The following is a 23,231-nucleotide window of genomic DNA, read 5'->3' as shown; positions in this document are numbered from 1 at the left end:
ATTATCATCTGGTCAGTACCTGCATTCTATGTGCATCTAACTTAATTAGTGTAAATAGTAGAATGGTAAAAGACCAAAGCGATGAACCTCCATAACTAAAGAAAGGCAAAGGAATACCAGCAACGGGAAATAAACCAATGGTCATCCCGATGTTAATCCCAAAGTGGAAAAAGAAAATTCCTGCCACAGCATAACCATAAATTCTTGCAAAATTTGACTTTTGCCGTTCTGCTAGGAATATAATTCTTATCATCAATACTAAGAAAAGGAATATCAAAATAAAGCTTCCTGCCCAGCCGTGCTCTTCTCCTATAGTGCAGAAAATAAAGTCAGTACTTTGTTCCGGAACAAAGTCAAATTTAGTTTGAGTCCCTTCTAAAAAGCCCTTTCCAAAAGTACCGCCAGAACCAATTGCGATTTTTGACTGGGTCACATTCCAACCGTAACCTAATGGATCAGCATCAGGATTTACCAGAGCTTTTAATCGGTTCTGCTGGTGTGGCTTCAATACATCTGAAACCACATAATCCACACTTTGAATTACACCAATTACTAAGACTGACACCAATATAGTGATTCCGATATTTTTCAATCGCTTATTATTAATTACGACTATAACAGTAGCAATAACAATCACACCTATAGTTAAATAGAGCTGGTCAATCAATAAGGTAAGTATGAAAATAATTGCTGCAGATACACCCGTTATCACATAAAAAGAAGGCAGTCCTTCCCGATAATAAACCAGTATAAAACTGATGAAAACTAAAGCTGTCCCCACATCACCTTGCATAATAATTAAGCCCATTGGGACTAAAACAAACAAAGAGGATTTAATCTGCTCATTAAAACGATCTAATCTGACATTTCGGCTACTGAAGTATTTGGCTATGGCTAAAGCCGTGGCAAATTTTGTGAACTCCGAAGGTTGTAATCGTACTGGACCAAATACAAACCAGGATTGATTACCAGCAATCTCCCTACCAAAGAATAACACAAGGATCAGTAATACTATAAACCCACCATAAATATAATACGCAAAGGAATCGAAGAACTTGAAATCCAATATCATAATGGTAATAATGATCACAACTGAGCCCGCAATCCATACCAATTGTTTACCTGAGTTAAGATCGAAGCTGAAAATATTTTGAGCTTGCTCAGCATCGTAAACAACCGCATAAATATTCAGCCAACCTAACAATACAAGAAGGAAAAACACTGTGATCAACAGCCAATCAACTCTATTCCAAATGCTATCCTGTCTTCTCATAAATTATTCAAATAGGCTTTAGTCATCACATAATTTTCAACCCAGGCTCTGTTTGAAGCAACTTCTCCTTTAATATATTTTTCAATTAACAAACCTGTAATGGCAGCAGCAACACCACCACCCCAACCGGCATTTTCAACATATACTGAAATGGCAATTTGCGGATTCTCTTTAGGAGCAAAAGCCATAAAGGCTGAGTGATCGAAGCTATTCTTATTTTGAACAGTCCCTGTTTTTCCTGCAATTTCTACATCTTTCACCCTAGCAATTCTGGCTGTACCATCCACAATTTCAGCCATGGCATCTACTACCGTTTTAAAATGAACTGAATCAATGCCGGTTTTCTCCTTTTCAAACTCAAGTTTATAGTATGAATCGGGCGTGTCAATTCCTTTCACCATATGAGGCCTAATAAAATACCCTCTATTCGCAAGAATTGAAGCTAAGTTCGCTACTTGAAGAGGCGTAGTAAGTAATTCACCTTCCCCAATACTTAGTGAATAGATCGTGTAAAAATTCCAGCTGTTTCTTTTATAATAATAGTCATAATAGGTTGTGTCTGGAACTAGCCCTTTACTTTCATTCGGAATATCAACTCCTAGTTTTCTTCCAAAACCTAAATCACTTAAGTAATTATTCCATTTTGTAAGCCCAACTCTTGCATCACGATTCATGCCTTCTACTTCGCCTTGTTGAATTATTTTTCTGAAAGTTTGATAGAAATAAGGATTACAAGAAAATTTTATCGCCCCATGTAAATCTTCATTGGTATGAGCCCCATGACAATTAATAATTCCACGATTACATACTGTCCTGGTTGAGGGCCTAATTACACCTTCTTGCAATGCAATAAGTGATTGCACCAGTTTAAAAACTGAACCCGGGCGATACTGGGCCATGATGGGTCTGTTAAATAATGGCTTAAGCGTATCCTGATTTAGCTTGCTAAAATTCTTACTGTAATTTCTTCCTGCTAAAAGATTAGGGTCATAAGAGGGACTATTAACAAATGCCAAGATTTCACCAGTTGAGGGTTCAATGGCTACTATACTTCCCACTTTATCCTCCATCAAATATTCAGCATATTTCTGAAGCTCTAAATCAATAGTAGTAACCAAATTATTTCCTGGTACTGAAAGCGTATCGAACTGACCATCATTGAAAGACCCTTTCTCTATACCCCTAACGTTTACGAGTTTATATTTCACTCCTCGTTTTCCTCTTAACTCTTCCTCATAAGCAGCCTCTATTCCAGAAATCCCAATAAAGTCACCTTGTTTATAATAGTTAGAAGTGTCTCTTTGGAGCTGCCGTTTACTTACTTCGCCTATATAGCCTAAACCATTCGCCAAAACTGGTTCTGGATATTTCCTCACTGTTCTGGCAACGGGATAGAAACCTTTGTATTCCACTAAACGTGTTTGAATTTTAGCAAATTCTTCATTGCTTAATTGAGGAAAGAATAATGATTGTTTAATGTAGGAATAGGATTTTGCCTTATTGATTTTCTCTTCAAACTCTTTTTCTGTTATATCAAAAAGATTACAAAAGGCGGTGGTATCCTCTACTTCTACTTCTTTGGGTACCACCATGATATCATAAACAGGTGTGTTATGAACTATAATTTTATTATTTCTATCTAGAATTAACCCTCTGTATGGATATTGGACAACTTTATTGATGACATTATTCTCAGCAGCCAGCTTATATCTGCTGTCCATTACTTGAATAGAAAAAAGCTTTCCTATAAAAACTAATCCTACTAAAATAATCAGACCCTGAATAATGTACTTTCTGTTTTCAATCATGAATATCTTCCCTTAGAATAAAATAGATATTGTAGAATTACTAACACCAATACGGTTAATAAAGTGCTCAATAATACTTTTGATATCACATAAAAAAACATGTGAAATCCTCCGGCCTCAATGAAAAAAACTACTGCCAAATGAAGGAACATCAGCGGTAATGCATAAGCTAAAAACCATGATAAACTTAAATCCTTAACAGAAGGGGTATCAATATTTTCGTAGCCTCCTCTTGGCGTAATAGCATTTAACCAAATAGGACGAAGGAACGCTATGAACGTCATTGCAGCCATATGAGTTCCTAAGCTGTTGTAAAATAAATCGATAACAAAACCAGTGACAACCCCTATCAACAAGGTATTAAGTCTGGAAAAGCCCAAAGGCAACAACAATAAAAAACCTACATAAACGAAACAGAATGCACGATTATAGAGCACAAAGTTTTGTGCAAATAAGATTTGCGATGCGACAAATAGCACCCAGATTAGTATTTGCTTTAAGTTATTGCTACTATTCATCTTCTATAACTAATTCTGTTTCTAAAGAGTCTTTTTCCTGCTTTAATTTATTTCCGATTACATATACATAATCTAAGCTGAAAAAATCAGCGGATAAAGAAAGTGTAATATCATAAAAAGTAGATTCTTCGTTTAATTCTACTTCTTTTATGGTTCCTATTTTTACCCCTTCAGGAAAAATAGAATCAAATCCTGAACTCACCACTAGCATTCCTTCCTTTACTTGGATATGGCGAGGAACATATTCTAAAGATATTTCTGTAGGATCCTCACCCGACCATCTTACGGTACATAAAGTTTTGGTATCTTCAATTAATGCGGATATCAAGAGTTTACTATGGAGTGCTGAATAAGCAGTTGAAAAGTTTTTGGATACACTTTTTACTTTTCCCACTACTCCTTTTGGATTGATTACACCCATGCCTTCCTTTACTCCATCTTTCTCACCAATATTTAAAGTAAAGTAGTTTCGGAATCGATGCACTGAATTATTCACCACTTTCCCGCTTACAAATTCATATTGTCCGGATAAACCAAAAGGGATTGCGTTTTCTGTTGTATCAATTAAAATACTATCACCAGAAAGACGGTTTCTTAAAATCTCGTTTTCTTCCGCTAAATTTTTATTAACATCTGCAAGAGCAAAATAATCTTGCACGGCTTGTTTATTTTCATAAACATTGCCCACAAATGCACTAGAAGAATTAAAATAAGATGCGCTAATGTAATCATTATGGTTTACTACTAACCACGCACTTAACACCTCCAATAATAGGAAGAGGAAGAAAGCTCTATATTGATAAATAAACTGAAATAACCTACGCATTCACCATTAGTATTATAGGCAATAAAATAAAATGCTTTAAAACGGAAAAAGGAATGCCTTTCACAGGATTCCCTTTTCCAAATATTTTACATTTTTGATGCCTCATTTAACTCATTAAAACTGCTTTGTAATGATTTAAATTTTTCAAAGCTAGGCCTGTTCCGCGAACTACTGCTCTTAGCGGATCATCTGCCACGTGAATTGGCAATTTAGTTTTAAGGGCTAGGCGTTTATCAAGTCCTCTTAATAAAGCACCTCCACCAGTTAAATGAATTCCATTGTCATAAATATCAGCTGACAATTCGGGCGGTGAAATCTCCAATGCTTTCAACACGGCCTCTTCAATTTTTGATACAGACTTATCAATCGCAAAAGCTATTTCAGAATAAGAAACTTTAATAACTTTAGGAATCCCTGTCATTAAATCACGACCTCTGATTTCATAATCTTCCGGACCGTCATCTAATTCCGTTAGGGCTGCCCCAACTTCAATTTTTATTTTTTCCGCAGATCGCTCACCTATTAATAGGTTATGCTGCCTACGCATATAATCTAGAATATCTTTAGTAAATGTATCACCGGCTACTCTGATGGATTGATCACAAACAATACCCGACAAAGCTATAACCGCAATTTCTGTAGTACCTCCTCCAATATCAACTACCATAGAACCAACCGGCTGCTCAATGTCAACGCCAATACCGATACTCGCTGCGATAGGTTCGTGTATCATGTATACTTCCTTAGCGCCAGCATGCTCAGCTGAATCTCGTACTGCTCTTTTTTCAACTTCCGTAATTCCTGAAGGAATACAAATCACCATTCTGTGGGAAGAAGGCATAAAGCTTCTTTTGCCACCGTCAATCATTTTAATCATTCCACGAATCATATGTTCCGCAGCATGGAAATCTGCAATCACCCCGTCTTTTAAAGGACGAATTGTTTTTATGTTTTCGTGAGTCTTTTCATGCATCTGCATGGCCTGACGACCAATGGCTAAAACCTTATTAGTTGCCTTATCAATGGCAATAATAGAAGGTTCGTCTACTACTATCTTATCTTTATGAATAATTAAGGTATTGGCTGTACCTAAATCGATGGCTATGTCACTTGAAAAGAAATCAAATATCCCCATGGATGTTCGTGTAAATTATATATTAAAAATTATCGCTTTGGAAATTTACAAATTAGTTTGATAAATTAAGACGTTCAACTAAAATATTTCAAGATTTATCTAAAAGAATGATTTTTAATGTTTAAAATGTCTAATCCCGGTAGTCACCATTCTCATACCGTGAGCATCACAATAATCAATACTATCCTGATCTTTTATTGAACCTCCTGGTTGAATAACTGCAGTAATTCCAGCTTGGTCTGCAATTTCTACACAATCAGGAAATGGGAAAAAGGCATCAGATGCCATTACGGCTCCATTCAAATCAAATCCGAACACTTTCGCCTTTTCAATCGCTTGCTTTAAAGCGTCTACTCTTGAAGTTTGGCCTACTCCACTTGCTAGCAACTGACCATTATTGGCTAACACAATAGTGTTTGATTTCGTATGTTTGCAAATTTTCGAAGCAAATAATAGTGCTTTTTCCTCCTCATTAGAAGGCGCTTCTTTTGTAACAACTTTTAAGTCTGATTTACTGTCTGTATGAAGGTCTCTATCTTGCTCAATAACACCATTCAATAAGCTCTTGAATTGTTTTTTGGTAGAAAGATTGGTTTTCTTCTTCAGCAAAATTCTGTTTTTCTTCCCTTTTAATATTTCTAATGCTTCTTCGGTGAAATCAGGAGCAATTAAGATTTCGAAGAATAAAGAATGCATTTCTTCCGCAGCCTCTTTATCAACAGTAGCATTAGTAATTAAAACTCCACCAAAAGCAGAAAGAGTATCTGCCGCAAACGCTTTTTGATACGCTTCTTTTACGGTTGAGCCTAATGCCATACCGCATGCATTCGTATGTTTGAGAATTGCAAAGGCGGTTTCATTATCAAATTCTTCAATTAAAGAAACCGCTGCATCAACATCTACTAAATTATTATAGGATAATTCTTTACCGTTTAATTGATCAAAAAGCTCTTCTAAATCTCCAAAGAATACACCTTCTTGGTGAGGGTTTTCACCATAACGTAAAGTTTTACTTTCAGAAATGCTATGCTTAAAGCCTTTTATGGAATCCTCTTCATTAAAATAATTAAAGATTGCGGTATCGTAATGTGAAGAAACATTAAAAGCATGAATAGCAAAAGCCTTTCTGTCGTTTAGGTCAGTGCTTCCGTCTTTCTCTTCTAATACTTTTTCTAAATCAGCATATTGGTTTTGTGAAGCAACAATCACAACATCTTTGAAATTTTTAGCTGCTGCTCTAATCAAAGAAATTCCACCTATGTCAATTTTCTCGATAATATCTTGCTCGCTTGCACCTGAGGCTACAGTTTGCTCAAATGGATATAAGTCTACAATTACTAAATCAATTTCAGGAATGTCATATTCTTGTAATTGGGCTTTATCAGATTCTAAATCTCTTCTGCCTAAAATTCCACCAAACACTTTGGGGTGTAAAGTTTTCACTCTTCCCCCCAAGATTGAAGGATAACTAGTGAGGTCCTCTACTGGGATTACCTCCGCTCCTTGCTCTTCAATAAACTTTTGAGTACCACCCGTACTATATATTGTTACGCCTTTATCCTTTAATAATTTGATAATAGGCTCAAGATTATCTTTGTGAAATACTGAAATTAGTGCTGATTGGATTTTTCTAACTGACATTTTACTCTGAATTATTTTGTTGCAAAACTAATTGATTTATAGCTTTATCCCTTAGCCTTTACAGACTTAATAATGACATCTTGAATATTTTTTTCAGATTATAGCTTTTTTGCTAATCTTTCACACTATAAATGAGTTACTTGATTAGTTGTAATTTTAATTCAATAAAGTATACTGGATGTCATTCTTTGATCAAATCATAAATAAAATATTCCCAAAAGAGAAGAAAAATATAATCCTAACAAATGAGGTGTTGAAGAGAAGTCAGCATGAATTTAATTCATATGACGAATGGCATGCTTCGGATGTTAGTAAAACAATTTTAGATAAAATATTTAGAGCGTACCACCTGAAAAAAACGAATATAAATGATCCAATTCCTATAGCGCTTTTTGAAAGCGATAAGGCAAATGGATTTGCTATCGCTAATTGCAGCAACTTACTTAATTCAGATTATAAAATGCTTCTAGAACATTTTAAAAAGCAAGTACTCTCTATTGGTTATCGTCAGTCTGGATCTAATAGAAAAGTAACCGCTGAACAAGACCGTGTGATTACCAAGGAGATGTATTATTTGAAACCCCCTATTCAGATGGAGCCTCCTATTGACCAGCGATATGGAAACATAAGCTTGGAGTTAATTTTACATGATGAAAAGCCACATTATTTGAAAATAATGGCAAGCGTATATTCTGATAGGCTGTATTCAGAACCAGAGAATTTTTCAGATTTAGTTGAAACGCTATTTGAAAAGAGTGCTTAACTAGCTTTTTCAAATTTATTCACATACTCCTCAATCACTTTTGGGAAATGCTGATGCTCTAATTGCTGCACTTTTGCTGCTAATTGATCTGGATTCATTTCTGGTGAAACTTCACATTTTGCCTGAAAGATGATACGGCCTTCATCATAATTTTCATTTACCAAATGAATGGTGATACCGCTTTCCTTTTCCATATTATCAATTACTGCTTCATGTACGAAATGACCATACATCCCTTTTCCACCATATTTTGGCAATAGGGCAGGATGAATATTGATAATGCGATCAGGATAAGCACTAATAAGTTGAGGAGAAATTTTTAATAAAAAGCCCGCAAGTATAATAAAGTCTACCTCTTTTGATTTTAAATATTCAATTAGAGCTGTAGGCTGGTCAAAGTCCGCTTTAGGAAATCGGATAGAAGGAACAGATGCTTTAGAAGCACGTTCTAAAACACCTGCGTTTTTCTTATTTGTAATAACACAAGCTACCTCAATGTTATTCTGCTCAGCAAAATAATGCATAATTTTCTCTGCATTGGTACCAGAGCCAGAAGCAAAAATAGCGAGTCTTTTTACTGAACTCATGATTTAATAAGTTCCTTTCTTTTCAAGATAGTTTCTACAAACTTTATTTCGTTTTCTGTTTTGAAAACCTTGAAAGGAAGATATACAAATTGTGCTTTAGATAATACTAAGGTAAAAGCATTCTTGCCCACTTTGGCAGATTTTATCTGATCCCATTTGATCGGCATTCCTTGCTTAGTATTCAGTTTTATTAAAATTTGTTGTGAGCTGATTTCGTAAGACAATCTTTCAAATAGAATTTTATACTGCTCCAACTGTGTTACCCCAGCAAATTGGATTAACCAGAAAAGGAAATATAATAATAGGGCTATAAAAGAACCTATAAACCACCAAATGTTGGGAATCCAAGCGTAACCTGCACAGATTGCTGCTGCAATTAAAAAGACCCACCACTGTTCTTTCACAATGTTTTTTAAGCCCGTCTTAATGTAAGTACCGTTATCCAGCTTATATTTTTTTGTTTTTACTAGCATTACTGCAATTCTATTGTTCGTAAATAATTATTGTTTTCCGTTAAGGAAGTGCAAATATATTTGATTTTTATGGTTTCAGGAAACCGCTTTCAAACTCATGTCCAAACTTTTATAGGAATGAGTCAAGGCTCCGACCGATATATAATCAACTCCTGTTTCTGCTTTGGCTGCAATTGTATCTTCCGTGATACCTCCAGATGCTTCCGTTTCACATTGACCATCAATGATTTCAACTGCTTTTTTCATTTCATCAACTTCCATATTATCCAACATAATGACATCAACACCACCAACTGCTAAAGCCTCTTTTACCTCCTCAATATTTCGGGTTTCGACTTCAATTCTCAAATCTAATTTATGCTCCTTTAAATAGGCTTTGGTCGCATTCACAGAAGCAGTTATTCCTCCTGCAAAATCATTATGGTTATCCTTTAACATTACCATATCAAATAGACCAAATCTATGGTTTTGTCCTCCTCCAATTTGAACCGCCCACTTTTCAGCGATTCTGAAGTTAGGAGTCGTTTTCCGTGTATCTAATAATTTGCAAGAAGTATGCGATATAAGCTTATTTAGATTATGAGTATAAGTCGCTATACCACTCATTCTTTGTAAGCAATTCAACACTAAACGCTCCGCTGAAAGAATTGATGCTGATTCTCCGTGCACTTTTAGACCAATTTCACCTCTCTTCACCCATTCACCATCCTTTTTGAAAAGTTCTAATTCTAATGAAGGGTCAACAGCTTTGAATATGTGCTGAGCCATTTCCACTCCAGCTAATACTCCTTCATCTTTAATGATTAACTGTGCAGTATTTTTGGTTCCTTTTGGAATCGCAGCCAATGAAGAATGATCCCCGTCACGAATATCCTCTTCTAATGCTTGCTTGATGAATTGCTGAATATTCTCCTTCGTTAAATATTGATATGACAATTTATTAGCTCTTTTGTTGGAGTTGCAAAGGTACAGCTATGCGTTGATTTATATTAGTTCTTGAAGGAGAATTTTACTCTTCTTCTCTTGCTTTTGATACCGCACTAGCAATTATTCCAGCAGGAATAGAAACAATACCTAAGCCGATCATTAAAATGAAAAATGTAAAGATTCTTCCTCCAATTGTAATCGGATATAAATCTCCATAACCTACAGTAGTTAATGTCGCAACTGCCCACCATAAAGAATCAAAAATTGATTTAAAAACTTCCGGTTGAGCTTGATTTTCAAAATAATATATGCCTACAGCTGCTAGGTACAATAAAATGCAGGTTAATGAGAAAAATAATATTAATTCCTGCTTTGCAATTTTTATTGCTTTTGAAATTCTATACAGTGTTTTAGAATATCTAAAAAATTTAAAAACTCTTAATAATCTCAAGGCTCTTAAAGAGCGCAAGTCTACTCCTGTTGATAAATAAAATGGAATTATAGCAATAAGATCTATTAGACCAAAATAACTAATTATAAATTTCAGTTTTTTCTTTTCTAATACTACCCGTAATAAATATTCAACTGTAAAAATTATTACTGTTACTTTTTCAAAAGTATTTAAAAAGTTATAGTAAGACTCTGATTTACCTTTTATGGTAGATAATGTAAAGTTTATTATTGAAAGAACTATTAAGAGTTGAATTACCAAATCGAAAGTCTTACCTTTTTTGGTATTACTTTCTAATACTATTTTTCTTAATAGCTCCATATATAGATTGTTATTTTGATAAATATAGTAAAGCCGTTGGTATATAATACAAAAAGCCACCTCTTTCGAAGTAGCTTTTGTGGAGCATATCGGAGTCGAACCGATGACCTCTACGCTGCCAGCGTAGCGCTCTAGCCAGCTGAGCTAATGCCCCATATAATCCTAATCTTTTTTCTAAACTTCACAAAGCTATTGAAAAAACTCAAATCTAAAAATAGCGCCTTGCTTTCCTGAATTTTTTGGTATAATAATCAGTATAAATATTGGCCTCAATTACACCAAGGCTGGATGAAGCATGGATAAACCGTACATCATTTTTGCCTCTTACTTCAGTTACTAAGCCTACATGGGTAATTTTCCTACGCCTTTTCCCCATCGCAAAAAAGACTAAATCACCTCTTTCAAGCTTATGAAATTTTACCTTTTTCCCCACCTTAGCCTGGTCAGAAGATACTCTCGGAATATTTACATCACCAGCTTTAAAACTCACATAAAGTAATCCTGAACAATCCATACCGGAACGATTAACACCACCCCATTTATAGGGAGTGCCCACATATGAGCGGGCAGTTTGTATAATGGTATCCAATCGTCTTTCTCTGATTTTTCTTTTTTTACTACCGACACATCCCGATAAGAATATGACAATCAATGTAAAGAATATCAGTTTGGTGGAATATATTTTCCTAAATTTGTGTTGAGTCATAATTCAATTAAGAAATCAATTTATTCGATGGATACAGTTACAAATCAAAGCATTTTTGAGGAATTGGTCAGCATAGTAGGAGCAAAAAATGCCTACTTACAAGATGAGGATAAGTATAAATATTCACATGATCATACGGAAGATTATTCCTTTATGCCCGATGTAGTGCTTAAACCTTCAACACCAGAAGAGATAAGTGCCATCATGAAAAAATGTAACGAACACCTTATCCCTGTAACGCCAAGAGGCGGGGGCACTGGACTAAGCGGTGGTGCTTTGCCAACTAAAAAAGGTGTGGTCATCAGTATGGAGAAGTTCAACAATATTTTATCGATTGATGAATTGAACTTGCAAGCTACGGTTGAGCCTGGAGTTATCACTGAGGTTTTCCAAAATGCAGTAAAAGAAAAAGGATTGTTTTATCCTCCAGATCCATCCAGTAAAGGAAGTTGCTTTTTAGGTGGAAACCTAGCTGAAAATGCCGGTGGACCAAAAGCAGTGAAATATGGTGTTACTCGTGATTATGTACTCAATATGGAGGTGGTTTTAGCGAATGGTGAAATCATCTGGACCGCAGCCAATGTATTAAAAAATAGCACTGGTTACAATCTAACTCAATTGATGTGTGGAAGTGAAGGTACTTTGGGAATTATTACTAAAATAGTATTCAAGTTAAGGCCTTATCCTAAAAAAGATGTGACTTTATTGGCTCCTTTCACCAGTAATGAAGAAGCATGCCGTGCAATTGCCGCTATTTTCAAAGCAGGAGTTGCCCCTTCTGGAATGGAGTTTATGGAACGTGATGCCATTGAAAAAACTCAAACCTACATCAAAGAAGAAATGGGTGAAAGTGTAACGGTTGATTTGCCTGATCACATAAAAGCTCATTTGCTAATCGAACTTGATGGTAATGATGAAGAAGTAATGATGAATGAGGCAGAAACTATTTTGAATGTATTAGAAGATTTCGATACAGGAGGTGAAGTTTTATTTGCTGATACTCAAGCCAGAAAAGATGAGCTTTGGAAACTAAGAAGAAATGTGAGTCCCGCAGTAAATGCTTATTCACTAACTAAAGCCGAAGATGTTGTAGTGCCGCGGGGAAACTTGCCGGCTCTAATCGTTTTCATTAAAGAAGTAGGTAAAAAATATGGCTTTAATTCCGTTTGCTATGGTCATGCTGGTGATGGCAATTTGCATATTAATATCATGAAAGAAGATTTGAGTGATGACTATTGGAATAATGAAGTGAATGAAGGAATAGGTGAAATCTTTAAAGAAGTAGTAAAATTAGGAGGGACGCTATCTGGTGAGCATGGTATAGGAATCGCAAAAAGACCTTATATGCAAATGGCAATGGGTGATGTAAAACTGGACTTAATGCGTGGTATTAAGAAAGCTTTTGACCCCAATACTATATTGAACCCAGAAAAAATATTTTAAACATTTTAGAACAAGAATAGCAATTATCCGTTTTTCGATAGTATTACTTTTAATATTGCGAAAAATTGGATTATACTTTGCCTACTATTAAGATTGAGTTAAACCCTCATCTTTATCAAAAAGACCCAGAATCATCTGAATTGGGAAGAAATATTCTCTCCAAATCATTAGAGATGATTGATACAATGGGACTTGAAAGATTTACTTTTGGTAAACTTGCAAAGGCATTATGCACAACAGAAAGTTCGATTTATCGCTATTTTGAAAGTAAACACAAGCTTTTATTGTACTTTTACAATTGGTATTGGAGCTGGATTGATTTACAACTTGCATTTAGTACTACAAATATTAGCGATCCTACCCAAAAATTAAAGCGTGCGGTAGAGGTTATTTGTAAACCAGAAGACGAAGAGAATAAAATTAATACCTTAAACTATCAACAACTCATAAACATTGTAATTTCAGAATCATCTAAAGCATATTTGACAAAAGAAGTCGATAAAGAGAATAAATATGGTTTGTTTTTAGCTTTTAAAAAGGTATCAAAGCATTTAGCCGAGATAATGCTAGAAATAAATCCAAAATTTGGACACGCCAATACTTTGGCCTCAACAAGTATAGTGGGGATATTGCATCAACAGTTTTTTGCTGCACATATGCCTTCTCTTTCCGATATTCATTCCGATACTGAGGAATTATCAAATGTTTTTTACCAAATCATCCTTAAAAACCTACAGCACTAAAAATGGACGATAACTTTAAAATACATCCTTTTAATAGATTTCTTCAGTTACTTAAACCTGAGAAAAGCCTAGTTTTCACCATTTACCTCTATGCAATTTTTGCAGGTTTAATTAGTTTATCCTTGCCTTTGGGTATACAAGCAATTATAAATCTAATCATGGGGGGTCAGGTAAGTACTTCCTGGGTTATACTTGTGATTTTGGTTATATTAGGTATAGTGGCTAATGGGTATTTGCAGGTACGTCAATTAACTATTAATGAGGTATTACAGCAAAAAATATTTAGTCGTGCTTCATTTGAATTTGCCTATCGTATTCCAAGATTGAGACTAGACCAAATCAAAAACCAATATCTACCTGAATTGATTAACCGGTTTTTTGATACCATGTCAGTTCAAAAAGGCTTATCTAAAATTTTAATTGATTTTTCGACCGCCTTTTTTCAAATCATATTTGGTTTATTATTAGTCTCTTTTTATCACCCGTTTTTTATTGTTTTTTCTTTTTTCCTAGTTCTGCTAATATTTTTAATCGTACGGTTTACTGGGCCAAAAGGACTAAAAACCTCTCTTGTAGAGTCAAAGCACAAATATGAAACAGCACATTGGTTAGAAGAATTAGCTAGAAACGTAGAAACCTTTAAAATGGCCGGTGAGTCTACCTTGTCATTAGAAAAAAATGATGAAAAAACTGACTCATACATAAAAGCAAGAAAAACCCACTTTGACGTAATTATCAATCAGTTCTCTTTAATGATTGGTTTTAAAGCAGTAGTGGCAGCAGGCTTATTGTTAATCGGAGGTATTCTGGTAATTGAACAGCAAATGAATATTGGTCAGTTTGTCGCTGCTGAAATTATAGTGATTTTGATTATTAATTCAGTTGAAAAAATGATTTTTACGATTGAGTCGATATATGATGTATTAACTTCAGTAGAAAAAATTGCCGCTGTAACTGATTTACCTTTGGAAGATGTCATCAATAATACAAAAGACTTCAATCAACAAGAGGCCATGTCTCTAAAGTTGAAAAAGGTTACACTTACGGACAAAACGACCGATTATGTTTACTTAAACAATCTTGAATTAGATGTTAAGGGAGGAGAAAAAATAGGAATTGCGGGGGATACTAATACTGGAAAAGCAATTCTATTACAATTTGTAAGTGGTTGGTATAATGATTACGAAGGAAATATTTTATATAACGGTATCCCTGCTAATGATCTTAATTTAACCGATATTAGAAGAGAAATCGGTGATTGCATGTCAACAGGAAATCTGTTTCAGGGCACCATTGAAGAAAATATAATGATTGGTTCCCCATTATGTAGTTTCTCTGAAGTGCAAAAGGCAGCAGAAATAACCGGTCTATCAGAATTTATAGAATCCTCCAACAAAGGATATCAAATCATGATATATCCGGGAGACAATACATTTCCTAAAAAAATTCAACAACAAATAAAATGGACTCGAGGTATTTTAGGCAATAAGTCATTGATTCTTTGGGAGGATGTTTTTGGAACTACTTCAAGAGAAGAAAAACTAAAGTTCACAGATTATTTGTGTGATAAGTCTATCAACAGAACCGTATTGATGGTTAGTAATGATATGAAAATATTGCAAAAGTGTGACCGGGTACTTGGTATGGAAGGTGGTGAAATTATCTATGATATCCCTTCTTCTGAAATAAAGGAAAACGAATGGTTCAAAAAAACTTGTATGAATAGCAATGCTTAATATTAGCCCACATAGCCTAAAAGATAAAATTGATACTAGCAAGTACAAGTCCTTCAGCTTATTTCAGGAAATAAGAGCTGACAAGGTTTTAAAGCAATTATTACTCACTTTTCTGGGTCTAGTTCTTGTAGTGGCCTTTTTACCCTGGACGCAAAATATCAGAGGAAATGGACATGTTACCGCTTTGTCACCATCTCAAAGGCCACAAGAATTAAATTCCGTAATAGATGGTAGGATTGAAGCGTGGTATGTACAAGAAGGTGATTTCGTAGCGAAAGGAGATACCATTATTTTTATACGAGAGATAAAAGATGAATACTTCGATCCTAGGTTATTAGAGCGTACTCAAAATCAAATTGATGCTAAGAGGGAATCCCTAGGTTTTTATAAAGAAAAAATTGATGCTCTAAAAAGTCAAGTGGTAGCAATTGAAGAAAACCGTCAACTGAAATTAAACCAGGCTAAAAACTATCTTAGACAAGCGGAGCTTCAAATTCAAGCTGATAGTATAGATTATGAAGCTGCGCAAACGAATTTAGGAATTGCTGATCGCCAGTTAGAACGACAAAAAGAACTCTATGATGAAGGGTTAAAGTCATTGACTGATCTGGAAAAGAGAACCTCTAAGTATCAAGAGTCATTAGCCAAGAAGATAAGCGTTGAAAGTAAATTACTGAGCAGTAGAAATAAACTCTTGAATGCCAAAATAGAATTGAATTCTATTTACAATGAATATACCGACAAGCTTCAAAAAGCTAGATCTAGTTTATTCGAAACCCGCTCAATGCTTCAAAATGCTCAAGCTGAGGTGGTGAAAATGGAAAACCAATTAACCAACTATCAGGTAAGGTTTGGAATGTATTATATCACAGCTCCTCAGGATGGTTATATTACCAGAGCTGTCAGCACTGGAATTGGTGAAAACATAAAAGCAGGGGAATCATTAGTTTCCATTATGCCAGCAGAGATTGATTATGCAGTCGAAATGTATATTTATCCAAGAGATTTGCCTCTGTTTAGTGTGGGTAACGAAGTAAGATTAATTTTTGACGGTTGGCCGTCTATCGTTTTCTCCGGCTGGCCTATTATTACATATGGTACCTTCGGAGGTGAAGTAGTAGCCATAGACCGCTTTATCAGCCCTAACGGTAAATATAGAATATTAATTGCTCAAGATCCTGATGAGCCAGAATGGCCAGATGCATTAAGAGTTGGAGGTGGAACGAATGGTTTAGCCTTATTGGATACTGTACCAGTATGGTATGAAATATGGAGACAAATTAATGGCTTCCCACCAAACTTCTATACACCAGAAAATACTGGAAATGAAAATATGAAAGCAAAAGATAAATCAGATTCTAAAGAAAAGAAATGATTCGTAAATTCATTCATATTGGTCTATTAGGTTTTATCTGCCTTACTTCAGCTAAGCTAAGCCTTGCACAAGATTCTCCCATATTAGGGGAAAAAATTAGTGAGTATGAATTTCTGAACTTAGTAATGGAAAATCATCCCTTAATTGAGCAAGCTCAAAATTTGAGAGAAATGGGTGATTTTGCAGTAATGGCTGCTAGAGGAAATTTTGACCCTGAGCTTTTTTCTAAAAACAAGCAAAAATACTACGATCAGAAAAATTACTATCAATATAGTGAGTCAGGAATCAGTTTAGCCACTAGAACTGGAATCACACTGCAAGGTGGATATGACTGGACAGACGGTGAGAATTTAAGTAGAGAATCAACATTACCTGAATCAGGTTTATGGTATGCAGGCGTAAGCGTACCTGTTTTACAAGGCTTGTTTATTGATGATAGAAGAGCCGCACTTCAAACAGCTTTTGTAGATAGAAGAGCATTCGAAAACGAAGCCCAACTACTATTGATTGATATCCTTCTGGAAGGAGCAAATTATTACTGGCAGTTTGCTAAATTTCAAAACCAGAAAAAAGTAATTGAAGAGGCTATAGAACTGGCAGAAGATAATTTCTTAAACTATAAAACTTCCTTCGAGCAAGGCGATAAACCAGCCGTTGATACTTTGGAGGCTTCCATTCAATTACAGAATCTCCAGATACAAAATCAGCAATTAGCTGTTGATTTAGAAAACGCAAAACTAAACTTATTTACTTTTTTATGGGGACAGGAAGGCCCGATAGAGGAGTCAGACGTAAGAGCTACAGCTATTAATACCATTTCACAAAATAGAATTGATAGCTTAAGGGCAAGTTTGCCTATTTTCATTCAGGAGCATCCTGCCATCAGAGAGAGTGAACTAAAGATTCAGAAGCTGCAAATTGACAATCGTTTAAAAAAGGAAAAATTAAAGCCTAAGCTTAATCTTGAATATAATTTATTGCAAGACCCTTCCAACAACTTCAACGAAATACAGGGCTTGGATAATTATAAATGGGGGTTGAGCTTCAGTATGCCACTACTGCTACGCCAACCAAGAGGCGAGCTACGAATGAATGAAATTAAGTTAGAGAATACAAATTTTGCCTTACAGCAAAAAAGATTGTCAATACAAAATAAAGCTAGACAATACGAAAACACCTTTGCCAATATTTCAAATCAGCTTGCTACCTATCAGAATATTGTTATCCAATATGAAAGTTTATTAGAAGCAGAATTGAGAAAGTTTGAGATTGGAGAGAGCAGTATCTTTTTGATTAACTACCGGCAAATGAGTTTGGTGAATGCCCGAATGAAATACATTGATTTACAAACCAAATATCGCTTATATTACCGTCAGTGGCTCCATAGCCTAGGGGCAAAACCAGAACTATGGTTGGCGAATTAGGTGTATATATAACTGTAGATTTAAACGTTTAATATTCGGTTAATTTTGATGCCCTCTAAAAAACATGGCTCTAAACTATATTGGGCCTTTTTTACCTCTAAATAAATTGTTAGATTGTTATAAATATATAGCAAATACGTGTAGCTCGAGGTGCACTTATTCAATTGTTACAGGCAATTTGACCAACCAATGAAGAGAATTCTAACATTTTTACTTTTTGCTACCCAAATTGTTTATGGACAATCAAAAATTCAGCACGAACCTGAAAAGCTATTTTATCAACTTGACTTAGGGATGTCAATATCTGAATTTGTCAAAAATCATGGCATTAAAAAGATTCTCTTCCTAAGAGACACTGCCCTTTCATCCATTCATGAATTTGATAAAAACGGGAATGCCATTATCCAAATCGGAATGGAAAATGACTACGTCCGCAAATCTACCTCCAGCTTTGATGATAAAAACAGAGAAACAGAAACAAAATATTTTAATTCGGATGGTTCGTTTCGTTATGGATATTATTACAAGTTTGAAGATGGGATAAGAAAAATGTACAAACTTGAAGACAGTCTGCTTTTCAGAAAAACAGCTTATATCAAACCAGAGAACATAAGAATATATTCAGAATATAACGATGACGGTACTTTGAAATTAAAGAACGTTTACGTTTATGACAGCGAAGAGAGACCTCTACTTGAAACTAGATTTCTTTCTAATGTAATTTACGTCCAATATCACTATGAATATTTTGATGGCAAAAAGTACGTGACTAAAATCCAATTTGATAAAAATGGAACTAAAGAAAATGAAAAGAGACATCTAGATGAAATCAAAACTGATAACAAACTTGAACACTATACAGAAGATGAGAGGTTGTTTAGAATTGATAGTTTAGATATTAATGGCAATCTCGTTAAAATGGAAATATTGGATAAAGACGGCCTAACAACAAGAAGTGAGACTTTAGAATACAACTCAAATAAACAACTAATCTCGACAGCCAAAGTGGATTTAAGAAGAGACAAAAAGACAAAATACACTTATCAATATGATAAATTCGGTAAAATCGAACTTGTAATTAAAGTGGCAAACGGAGAAAGCGAATTTTTCAGGTATAAATATGAGACGCACTAATAGAGACTGCCTGTAACACTAAATATAGGTCATTGGGCAGATAGTGCTAAAGTTGAAAATGATTACATTTAAGAAAATATGTGAGGAATTGGAAGTTTGGAGCCTTGAAAAGCCCAACGCCCCATATTCTAAGCGTTAGCGAATAAACCAAATGAAATAGTATGAAAATTAGCCTGCCATTTATTATTACCACTTTCATTGTGTTTCTCAGTTTTAATATTTTGGCACAGGAAACTATAGAGCTAGATGAAAAACCTGACGATATGTTCTTCCATCTAGATTCGATTGGAAACATAATTAGCCATAAAAAAGCCCTTGAGTTGATGAGAACAGGCGAATACATTTCAATACCTTCTATTAATTCTTTTTTTGAGATAGAGCATTTAATTAGAAAAAGAGACCCTAGCAGTCCAGTTGATAATCAATATCAAGTCCATACAGATGGAAGCACAGTGATTAGCACTAAAAATTTTCCGTTTTTTAAACCTAAATTAAAGATGGGCGATACTATCACATCACTATGTGCGAAAAATGCTTTTTCAAATAAAATTTGTATTGGAAAAGAAAAAAGTAATCCGAATTCGATTCTTGTAATCGTTGATGATATTACCTGGATTAAAATTCGTGCTGACTTATTGAGCCTGATTGAACAATATTCAGATATTGACTTCCTCTTAGTGTCCACTAACGAAGACAAGTCATTAGACCATTTTTTCACAAAAAGCTTTCTAAAAAAAACCCAAAACATATACTTAGTAGATAATATTCAGAAAGAACTTATTTCTAATACCGAACTATTTCCAATCTATTATATGGTTGATCATACTGGAAAAGTCAAATTAATGATTCCTCCAATACCCAAACCAGAAATTGCATTAACAGTTATACAGAGGTACATAAACTCATTAAATTGATAATTCGCTAACAAACACTATCATCCTTAGGCCTAGCCGGCCGCACTAATTGGGCTACTTGCAAAGGACTGTGCGATTAGATAAATTCATAGAAATTTAAAAAGTATAGCTTACGGATGATAGTTGGTCATTATCTTTAAATTATGCGACTTTTTATAATTATACTTTTTGTTATAAGTTTTTCAGGTCTTCAAGCACAAGACTATGAAAGCGTCCACATCGAAAAAGGTAGAAATCCTGACATTGATAATACGATATTTAAAACTGGAAGAGGATTTCTATACCAACTATCGATTTATGAATCAGGAGATGAAAAGCAATTAGTTTTTTCTGATACAGATTGGGATTTTGAGGAAATTTCTCAAGAATCTTCTAAAGGCCAAGTGAACAGTATAATCTATTTGACTGCTTCAGTAAATAGATCAAAAAGAATTAATAAAAAACAAACAGAAGTAATAATTGGATTTGAACCACAAGGAAAAACCTTTCAAAATACAGGGATCGTTGAAAATGCTCAAAATATCTGGTTGCATCCACCCAGAAGCAACTTCTTTAAGATTTTAGAACTATGTCCATTTCCCTATGTAAAGTTTTCCTCAGCCGATTTGAAATGGCAGGATAAAATAAAGATAGATCAAAAATGGCAGGACAGAAGATGGGCAACATGGGAAGGTGATCAGACGATTGATTTAATTTATGCCAATAAAGGATTCAAAAATATTGCGTCTCATCTGGGAGAATTTCGATGCTTGATAACCAAAAGCACCGCTAAGAGTACATTCGGGGAATCCATTTTAACAACTTATTTTAATTCAGAAGTGGGGTTCGTAAAAATGGAGTACGAAATTTTAGGCAGATACACAGTCCTTTTAGAACTTGTTGAAATAAAAGAATTCGGTGAAATACTAAGCCCAGAAGATTACTTAATTAAGAAAAGAAGATAACAAATACTAAAATGAATATGCGAACTGATCCCTTGGAAGATGGAATGCCGCTATATTTTTTTCAATAGAAAAAGGTGTTGGTTTATTCAAATGTTCGTAAGCAATATAATGTAATGCTTCCTGACATAATACCGAAGGGTTTATAGAATATTGGTTGTAAATAATAGATAAAATGAACCAATAGATTAAAAACCCAGCAGGAAATAAAATGGCTGTTATCCCAAAAGCTATGCTGAATGGATTAAGATTCTGTATATTCAAGTCGAATAAAATTTATAAATGGATGCAGAAAAGTGCCGGCCGTTTAGGCAGGGAAAGTACACTTTGAAAAAAACCAGAAAGCTCATTAGGTGGAATACACTGAGAGCCTTAAGGCTTTTGAAACATTTTGGAAAAAATAAAACCCATTAAATAATTCAATATGCTAGAAACAATCTCTGCCATAATCTTTACTACATTCACTTTTATTGTAATCATATTTCAAGGATGTTTAGCCGCTGGTGTGCCATGGGGAAAGGCATCCATGGGGGGCAAATACCCTGGAAAATATCCTTTAAAAATGCGATTCGTTGCCATCTTGAATATGCTAATTTTAGCTTTTATGTCAGCAATTGTTTTATCTGAAGCAAATTTGTTATTCCCTCAACTAAATTCAATTTCTAGTATCGGGATTTGGCCTATAGTTATATTTTTTATTTTCGGTACTATAATGAATACCATTACTCCCAGTAAAATAGAACGTATTTGGGCTCCTGTGGCTTTAATTCAATTTATCACGAGTCTTATTATAGCAATTAAATAAGCCTATATTGCGTTTCTTTTACAAACTGTGAATAGAACCATAGCAAACAGCTTTTTTACCAATATATGGTATTTATTAAAACAAAAAATGAGAGCAACATTCCTCCTATTAATTTCCTCTTTTTTATTGAGCTGTTCAAGCGAAGCGCAGATTTATCCCAATAGAAACTGGGCACTTAATCAAAACCCTGCTTTAGATGGCTGGAGAGATACGGAACGATCAACTTTCATGCGCTATATCATTGATAGTACTAATGTTACAGGTCTTGTTATTATTCATAAGGGTAAAATTGTATTTGAATATGGAGATACAGAAGAAAACAGCTATATCGCATCTTGTAGAAAAAGCATATTGGCAATTCTCTATGGTAAATATGTGGAAAATGGTCAGATCAATTTAGATAAATCGCTAGGTGAATTAAAAATTGAGGATCATGCCCCTTTACTTGAAATTGAAAAATCAGCAACTATCAAGGACGTCATATCAGCACGTTCAGGCGTTTTTTTACCCGGATCTAATGGGGGTGATTTTAGAAGATTAGCCCCCAAAAGAGGTTCTGTAAAACCAGGAAGTTATTGGCTTTATAGTAACTGGGATTTCAATTTAGCAGGTTATATTTTTGAAAAAGAAACGAAGAAAAACATCTATGATGAAATTGAAAAGCAATTAGTGCTTCCTCTTCAAATGCAAGATTGGAATAGGTCTTTACAACTAAAAAATGGAAATCTAGAAGTATCGAAATTTCCTGCTTACCACATATGGTTTTCTACAAGAGATATGGCACGTGTTGGCTTATTGATGCTTAGAAAGGGAAAATGGAAAGATACGCAAGTTATTCCTAAAGAATGGGTGAAAGAAATGGTTACCCAAAGAACATCTTATCAGGAGGCTCAAAAAAATGCGCCTATCTTAAAAGAAGATGGACTTGATTTAGGCTATGGGTATATGTGGTGGTTAATTGAAAACACAGACGACAACAAACTTAAAAATGCTTATTCCGCTCAAGGTGCCCTAGGACAAAACATTACGGTTTACCCTGAAATAGATGTTGTTTTAGCCTTTAAAACAAAGAGTGAGTACCAAAGAAGAAATAGCATTCAAACTCAAATGAAACTGATAAGAAAAGCTGTTGAAATCTATAATCCAAATTAAAAAAACGAAAGCCTTTATTTTATCTGAAAAGCTGGCTTTCAAATGAGCTATTTCATCTTAAATAAAGAGCAAAGAAAACATTCAGAACTAGAGATATTACAATAATAGTATTCAAACTAGAGTTTTATAAACATA

The 23,231-nt window shown here is 34.6% G+C and carries 23 protein-coding genes and 1 tRNA gene; 11 read left to right on the top strand and 13 right to left on the bottom strand.

Annotated elements, in window-relative coordinates:
* Window positions 1–4 precede the first annotated feature (4 nt).
* From rodA to purH, 6 genes are all read right to left on the bottom strand, one after another.
* Window positions 5–1,273, bottom strand: a complete 1,269-nt coding sequence (gene rodA, locus QYS47_RS01845) for a rod shape-determining protein RodA (RefSeq protein WP_308358036.1) — start codon at window positions 1,271–1,273, stop codon at window positions 5–7.
* Entirely contained in the window at window positions 1,270–3,081 is a 1,812-nt protein-coding gene (gene mrdA, locus QYS47_RS01840) for a penicillin-binding protein 2 (protein ID WP_308358037.1), read from the bottom strand. Before mrdA ends, rodA begins: the two co-directional genes overlap by 4 nt.
* Window positions 3,078–3,599, bottom strand: a complete 522-nt coding sequence (locus QYS47_RS01835; RefSeq protein ID WP_322347516.1) for a Rod shape-determining protein MreD — start codon at window positions 3,597–3,599, stop codon at window positions 3,078–3,080. Before QYS47_RS01835 ends, mrdA begins: the two co-directional genes overlap by 4 nt.
* The gene (mreC, locus tag QYS47_RS01830) at window positions 3,592–4,425 is read right to left on the bottom strand and encodes a rod shape-determining protein MreC (protein ID WP_308358039.1); all 834 of its coding nucleotides are present in this window, start codon (window positions 4,423–4,425) and stop codon (window positions 3,592–3,594) included. The genes QYS47_RS01835 and mreC overlap by 8 nt, the downstream gene beginning before the upstream one ends.
* Window positions 4,426–4,531: 106 nt before the next feature.
* Window positions 4,532–5,560: a rod shape-determining protein gene (locus QYS47_RS01825; RefSeq protein WP_303271315.1), complete on the bottom strand. Its 1,029-nt coding sequence runs from the start codon at window positions 5,558–5,560 to the stop codon at window positions 4,532–4,534.
* A gap of 114 nt (window positions 5,561–5,674) precedes the next feature.
* Entirely contained in the window at window positions 5,675–7,201 is a 1,527-nt protein-coding gene (purH, locus tag QYS47_RS01820; protein WP_322347515.1) for a bifunctional phosphoribosylaminoimidazolecarboxamide formyltransferase/IMP cyclohydrolase, read from the bottom strand.
* 178 nt (window positions 7,202–7,379) lie between these two features.
* On the opposite strand from purH, the gene QYS47_RS01815 reads away from it, so the two are divergent.
* On the top strand, window positions 7,380–7,964 hold the full coding sequence (locus QYS47_RS01815; RefSeq protein WP_322347514.1) for a hypothetical protein: 585 nt from the start codon (window positions 7,380–7,382) through the stop codon (window positions 7,962–7,964).
* Here QYS47_RS01815 and purN read toward each other — a convergent pair.
* The 6 genes from purN to QYS47_RS01785 all read right to left on the bottom strand — a co-directional run bounded on the left by purN (window position 7,961) and on the right by QYS47_RS01785 (window position 11,429).
* On the bottom strand, window positions 7,961–8,551 hold the full coding sequence (gene purN / locus QYS47_RS01810) for a phosphoribosylglycinamide formyltransferase (RefSeq protein ID WP_302128312.1): 591 nt from the start codon (window positions 8,549–8,551) through the stop codon (window positions 7,961–7,963). The genes QYS47_RS01815 and purN overlap by 4 nt on opposite strands.
* Window positions 8,548–9,024, bottom strand: coding sequence for a YcxB family protein (locus QYS47_RS01805; protein ID WP_302102925.1), 477 nt, complete (start codon window positions 9,022–9,024; stop codon window positions 8,548–8,550). Before QYS47_RS01805 ends, purN begins: the two co-directional genes overlap by 4 nt.
* Before the next feature lie 75 nt (window positions 9,025–9,099).
* Window positions 9,100–9,960, bottom strand: coding sequence for a carboxylating nicotinate-nucleotide diphosphorylase (gene nadC, locus QYS47_RS01800; protein WP_322347513.1), 861 nt, complete (start codon window positions 9,958–9,960; stop codon window positions 9,100–9,102).
* A 73-nt stretch (window positions 9,961–10,033) separates the two neighbouring features.
* On the bottom strand, window positions 10,034–10,723 hold the full coding sequence (locus tag QYS47_RS01795; RefSeq protein WP_322347512.1) for an ion transporter: 690 nt from the start codon (window positions 10,721–10,723) through the stop codon (window positions 10,034–10,036).
* Window positions 10,724–10,803: 80 nt separating this feature from the next.
* Window positions 10,804–10,877, bottom strand: a tRNA-Ala gene (locus QYS47_RS01790).
* A gap of 54 nt (window positions 10,878–10,931) precedes the next feature.
* Window positions 10,932–11,429: a C40 family peptidase gene (locus QYS47_RS01785; protein WP_322347511.1), complete on the bottom strand. Its 498-nt coding sequence runs from the start codon at window positions 11,427–11,429 to the stop codon at window positions 10,932–10,934.
* A 27-nt stretch (window positions 11,430–11,456) separates the two neighbouring features.
* On the opposite strand from QYS47_RS01785, the gene QYS47_RS01780 reads away from it, so the two are divergent.
* The 8 genes from QYS47_RS01780 (at window position 11,457) to QYS47_RS01745 (ending at window position 21,142) form a co-directional block, all read left to right on the top strand.
* Window positions 11,457–12,872 carry an FAD-binding oxidoreductase gene (locus tag QYS47_RS01780; RefSeq protein WP_308358045.1) on the top strand — a complete coding sequence of 472 codons (1,416 nt, stop codon included), beginning with the start codon at window positions 11,457–11,459 and terminating at the stop codon, window positions 12,870–12,872.
* 65 nt (window positions 12,873–12,937) lie between these two features.
* Window positions 12,938–13,615: a TetR/AcrR family transcriptional regulator gene (locus QYS47_RS01775; protein WP_308358047.1), complete on the top strand. Its 678-nt coding sequence runs from the start codon at window positions 12,938–12,940 to the stop codon at window positions 13,613–13,615.
* A gap of 2 nt (window positions 13,616–13,617) precedes the next feature.
* Entirely contained in the window at window positions 13,618–15,351 is a 1,734-nt protein-coding gene (locus QYS47_RS01770; protein WP_322347510.1) for a peptidase domain-containing ABC transporter, read from the top strand.
* Window positions 15,344–16,726 carry an HlyD family secretion protein gene (locus tag QYS47_RS01765; protein ID WP_322347509.1) on the top strand — a complete coding sequence of 461 codons (1,383 nt, stop codon included), beginning with the start codon at window positions 15,344–15,346 and terminating at the stop codon, window positions 16,724–16,726. Before QYS47_RS01770 ends, QYS47_RS01765 begins: the two co-directional genes overlap by 8 nt.
* Window positions 16,723–18,150: a TolC family protein gene (locus QYS47_RS01760; protein WP_322347508.1), complete on the top strand. Its 1,428-nt coding sequence runs from the start codon at window positions 16,723–16,725 to the stop codon at window positions 18,148–18,150. Before QYS47_RS01765 ends, QYS47_RS01760 begins: the two co-directional genes overlap by 4 nt.
* Before the next feature lie 189 nt (window positions 18,151–18,339).
* On the top strand, window positions 18,340–19,284 hold the full coding sequence (locus tag QYS47_RS01755) for a hypothetical protein (RefSeq protein ID WP_322347507.1): 945 nt from the start codon (window positions 18,340–18,342) through the stop codon (window positions 19,282–19,284).
* A gap of 161 nt (window positions 19,285–19,445) precedes the next feature.
* Window positions 19,446–20,198 carry a hypothetical protein gene (locus tag QYS47_RS01750; RefSeq protein WP_322347506.1) on the top strand — a complete coding sequence of 251 codons (753 nt, stop codon included), beginning with the start codon at window positions 19,446–19,448 and terminating at the stop codon, window positions 20,196–20,198.
* A 143-nt stretch (window positions 20,199–20,341) separates the two neighbouring features.
* Window positions 20,342–21,142 carry a hypothetical protein gene (locus QYS47_RS01745; protein WP_322347505.1) on the top strand — a complete coding sequence of 267 codons (801 nt, stop codon included), beginning with the start codon at window positions 20,342–20,344 and terminating at the stop codon, window positions 21,140–21,142.
* A gap of 6 nt (window positions 21,143–21,148) precedes the next feature.
* On the opposite strand, the gene QYS47_RS01740 is transcribed toward QYS47_RS01745, so the two are convergent.
* Window positions 21,149–21,403, bottom strand: a complete 255-nt coding sequence (locus QYS47_RS01740; protein ID WP_322347504.1) for a hypothetical protein — start codon at window positions 21,401–21,403, stop codon at window positions 21,149–21,151.
* A gap of 160 nt (window positions 21,404–21,563) precedes the next feature.
* On the opposite strand from QYS47_RS01740, the gene QYS47_RS01735 reads away from it, so the two are divergent.
* Both QYS47_RS01735 and QYS47_RS01730 read left to right on the top strand, forming a co-directional pair.
* Window positions 21,564–21,944: a hypothetical protein gene (locus QYS47_RS01735; RefSeq protein WP_322347503.1), complete on the top strand. Its 381-nt coding sequence runs from the start codon at window positions 21,564–21,566 to the stop codon at window positions 21,942–21,944.
* Between the two features lie 87 nt (window positions 21,945–22,031).
* Window positions 22,032–23,096, top strand: coding sequence for a serine hydrolase domain-containing protein (locus QYS47_RS01730; RefSeq protein ID WP_322347502.1), 1,065 nt, complete (start codon window positions 22,032–22,034; stop codon window positions 23,094–23,096).
* Window positions 23,097–23,231: the final 135 nt, after the last annotated feature.

The organism is Marivirga arenosa (genome assembly GCF_030503875.2).
GTDB lineage: Bacteria > Bacteroidota > Bacteroidia > Cytophagales > Cyclobacteriaceae > Marivirga > Marivirga arenosa.
This window is presented reverse-complemented; position numbering and strand designations above follow the sequence as displayed.

Bases quoted from the DNA above. Each gene is read 5' to 3' on its own strand.
- QYS47_RS01765 (WP_322347509.1), top strand. From the start codon at position 15,344: ATGCTTAATATTAGCCCACATAGCCTAAAAGATAAAATTGATACTAGC.
- purH (WP_322347515.1), bottom strand. From the start codon at position 7,201: ATGTCAGTTAGAAAAATCCAATCAGCACTAATTTCAGTATTTCACAAA.
- QYS47_RS01770 (WP_322347510.1), top strand. From the start codon at position 13,618: ATGGACGATAACTTTAAAATACATCCTTTTAATAGATTTCTTCAGTTA.
- QYS47_RS01780 (WP_308358045.1), top strand. From the start codon at position 11,457: ATGGATACAGTTACAAATCAAAGCATTTTTGAGGAATTGGTCAGCATA.
- QYS47_RS01825 (WP_303271315.1), bottom strand. From the start codon at position 5,560: ATGGGGATATTTGATTTCTTTTCAAGTGACATAGCCATCGATTTAGGT.
- purN (WP_302128312.1), bottom strand. From the start codon at position 8,551: ATGAGTTCAGTAAAAAGACTCGCTATTTTTGCTTCTGGCTCTGGTACC.
- rodA (WP_308358036.1), bottom strand. From the start codon at position 1,273: ATGAGAAGACAGGATAGCATTTGGAATAGAGTTGATTGGCTGTTGATC.
- QYS47_RS01835 (WP_322347516.1), bottom strand. From the start codon at position 3,599: ATGAATAGTAGCAATAACTTAAAGCAAATACTAATCTGGGTGCTATTT.
- QYS47_RS01730 (WP_322347502.1), top strand. From the start codon at position 22,032: ATGAGAGCAACATTCCTCCTATTAATTTCCTCTTTTTTATTGAGCTGT.
- QYS47_RS01785 (WP_322347511.1), bottom strand. From the start codon at position 11,429: ATGACTCAACACAAATTTAGGAAAATATATTCCACCAAACTGATATTC.
- QYS47_RS01755 (WP_322347507.1), top strand. From the start codon at position 18,340: ATGAAGAGAATTCTAACATTTTTACTTTTTGCTACCCAAATTGTTTAT.
- QYS47_RS01815 (WP_322347514.1), top strand. From the start codon at position 7,380: ATGTCATTCTTTGATCAAATCATAAATAAAATATTCCCAAAAGAGAAG.
- QYS47_RS01760 (WP_322347508.1), top strand. From the start codon at position 16,723: ATGATTCGTAAATTCATTCATATTGGTCTATTAGGTTTTATCTGCCTT.
- QYS47_RS01805 (WP_302102925.1), bottom strand. From the start codon at position 9,024: ATGCTAGTAAAAACAAAAAAATATAAGCTGGATAACGGTACTTACATT.
- mrdA (WP_308358037.1), bottom strand. From the start codon at position 3,081: ATGATTGAAAACAGAAAGTACATTATTCAGGGTCTGATTATTTTAGTA.
- QYS47_RS01745 (WP_322347505.1), top strand. From the start codon at position 20,342: ATGCGACTTTTTATAATTATACTTTTTGTTATAAGTTTTTCAGGTCTT.
- mreC (WP_308358039.1), bottom strand. From the start codon at position 4,425: ATGCGTAGGTTATTTCAGTTTATTTATCAATATAGAGCTTTCTTCCTC.
- QYS47_RS01735 (WP_322347503.1), top strand. From the start codon at position 21,564: ATGCTAGAAACAATCTCTGCCATAATCTTTACTACATTCACTTTTATT.
- QYS47_RS01750 (WP_322347506.1), top strand. From the start codon at position 19,446: ATGAAAATTAGCCTGCCATTTATTATTACCACTTTCATTGTGTTTCTC.
- QYS47_RS01795 (WP_322347512.1), bottom strand. From the start codon at position 10,723: ATGGAGCTATTAAGAAAAATAGTATTAGAAAGTAATACCAAAAAAGGT.